The organism is Bacillus sp. P4_D3, from assembly GCF_056401855.1.
Map to the genome: position 1 here is coordinate 1 of NZ_JBFUIN010000514.1, position 2248 is coordinate 2248.

Here is a 2248-nt window from a genome sequence, read left to right on the forward strand (position 1 = left end):
GAGTGTTCCGATTATTTTAGTTTGTGCTTTAGTAAGTTTGTTGTTTTGGGAAGGGAAAGCTTTAAGTAAGAGAAGAGGGAAAAAGAGTAGTAGAGGAATTGTAAGGGAAATAGGCTAAATATGAATTGTGCTCTAGTGATGGAACGTTGGCTGTCAAAAAATTAGTATAGTTATTTTGGGAACTCCTCGGTAATGGGCGAAACATAAACCGTGGGGTTCTTTACATGGATAAAAAAATTGTAGCATTTTAAATTTGGGGATTTTGTTGTTCTATAGTACATTAACAAGAGGTATTAGTTTTATAGAGAGGTGAGGAAATGATAGATACAGCAGATGCTTCAATAAGTAATCGGATGTACACCGAAGAAGAGCAACAAAAATTATATAAACGAACGTTAATAATCGTAAGTATTTCACAAATGTTTGGCGGAGCGGGATTAGCTGCTGGAATTACAGTAGGTGCACTTCTTGCACAGCAAATGCTTGGAACAGATGCATATGCAGGATTACCGGCTGCTATGTTTACATTGGGATCTGCGGTAGCGGCTTTCTTTGTTGGGAAGTTATCGCAAAAATATGGTCGCCGAATAGGACTTGCAACAGGGTTTATAGTAGGGGGACTAGGGGCTATTGGAGTTGTATTGGCTGCGTTAACAAATAGTATTATTCTATTACTAGTCTCTTTACTCATATATGGTGCGGGTACAGCGACGAATCTACAAGCTCGTTATGCTGGTACTGATTTAGCAGATAAGAAGCAGCGAGCAACTGCTATTAGTATTACGATGGTTATGACGACTTTTGGTGCAGTTGCAGGACCGAACTTAGTAGGCGTAATGGGAGATTTTGCCCATTCAATTGGAATTCCTAACCTTGCAGGTCCGTTCATATTATCAGCAGCGGCATTTATACTTGCGGGCCTTGTCCTTTTTGTTATGCTTCGTCCAGATCCATTAATTATTGCTAACATAATAGAAACATATAAACAAGAACATACATATAAAGGGCAACCAGTAACAGAAGAAATGATAGAAAATAAACGTGGTGTTACTGTTGGAGCAATCGTAATGATACTTACTCAAATAGTGATGGTTGCGATTATGACGATGACTCCAGTTCACATGGGACACCACGGTCATGGATTAAGTGCAGTAGGTCTCGTGATTGGTTTTCATGTAGGTGCAATGTACCTTCCATCACTTGTTACAGGAATGTTAATTGATAAAATTGGCCGTACTAAGATGAGTATAGCTGGTGGGGTGATTTTACTTGCAGCGGGTGTCATAGCTGCGATAGCACCGAGTGATTCTTTACTATTATTAATTGTTGCTCTTTCTTTACTTGGATTAGGATGGAATCTCGGATTGATTAGTGGTACAGCACAAATTGTTGATTCCACAACTCCTTCTACACGCGCTAAAACACAAGGGAAAATAGATGTTTTTATTGCGTTAGCCGGAGCTTCAGGTGGAGCGATGTCAGGAATGGTAGTAGCTAATTCCAGTTATGCCGCATTATCATTAGCGGGAGGAGTGTTAGCATTATTGCTAATTCCTGTTGTGATATGGTCTCGGTTAGGTAAAAAAAATTCATGAAATTAAAAAGAGGTTCTAGTTATTTCCTAGAATCTCTTTTTAATTCGTTTAACTTAAACCCCACTCCACGATAAGCCCTAAATGCGTAAGTCCACCGCCAAAACCGTACAGTAAAAGTGTATCTCCATTATTTAAATTTCCTTCTTTTCTAAATCGTTATTAGACAATACTTGATTTGGAATATAAGTACCAATTGTAGTAATACGAGATTTAGAATGCATAGGAACATCTCCTGACATTTTTACAAGCTGATACTAATATAAGGTTATAAAAATGTCAATAAAAACTTTTATTGTATGGAAACGATAATGTTTAATTCACTATGGAGGAATCTGGCGAATGACGTAAAAATAATATACAGAAAGCTGCTAAAATTGATAATGAAGGGGTCTGAGATTCTTGAAAAGAATCGTATATTTGTTGTCTCTTATTTTAATATGTAGCGTTACATCTTTTATTTTGCCAGAGAAGTCTTATGCATGTGATTGTGCGAAATTTACACCAGAAGATGCATTTCAAAATAATGATGTAGTTTTTGAGGGGAAAGTAATTGATGTTAGAAGTGAAGAGGGAGTTGGAACTAAAGTATTATTTGAAGTGAAGAAAATTTGGAAAGGGACAAGTTCTTCGCAAATTATCATTTATACAAGTTT

Annotated in this window: 2 protein-coding genes and 2 pseudogenes; 2 read left to right on the top strand and 2 right to left on the bottom strand. The window is 37.0% G+C overall.

What is annotated here, in order from left to right:
• Window positions 1-317 precede the first annotated feature (317 nt).
• Window positions 318-1595: an MFS transporter gene (locus AC1DTM_RS23435; RefSeq protein ID WP_088098932.1), complete on the top strand. Its 1278-nt coding sequence runs from the start codon at window positions 318-320 to the stop codon at window positions 1593-1595.
• A 48-nt stretch (window positions 1596-1643) separates the two neighbouring features.
• Here AC1DTM_RS23435 and AC1DTM_RS23440 read toward each other — a convergent pair.
• Window positions 1644-1745 (bottom strand): annotated as a pseudogene (locus AC1DTM_RS23440) (3-oxoacyl-[acyl-carrier-protein] synthase III C-terminal domain-containing protein); the annotation flags it as partial.
• Window positions 1739-1816 (bottom strand): annotated as a pseudogene (locus tag AC1DTM_RS23445) (3-oxoacyl-ACP synthase); the annotation flags it as partial. The pseudogenes AC1DTM_RS23440 and AC1DTM_RS23445, both read right to left, overlap by 7 nt.
• Window positions 1817-1994: 178 nt before the next feature.
• Here AC1DTM_RS23445 and AC1DTM_RS23450 point away from each other — a divergent pair.
• Window positions 1995-2248 (top strand): hypothetical protein (locus tag AC1DTM_RS23450; protein ID WP_477001009.1); only part of this gene is annotated, 254 nt, incomplete at its 3' end.

Coding starts and splice junctions, on each gene's coding strand:
- AC1DTM_RS23435 (WP_088098932.1), top strand. CDS start 318: ATGATAGATACAGCAGATGCTTCAATAAGTAATCGGATGTACACCGAA.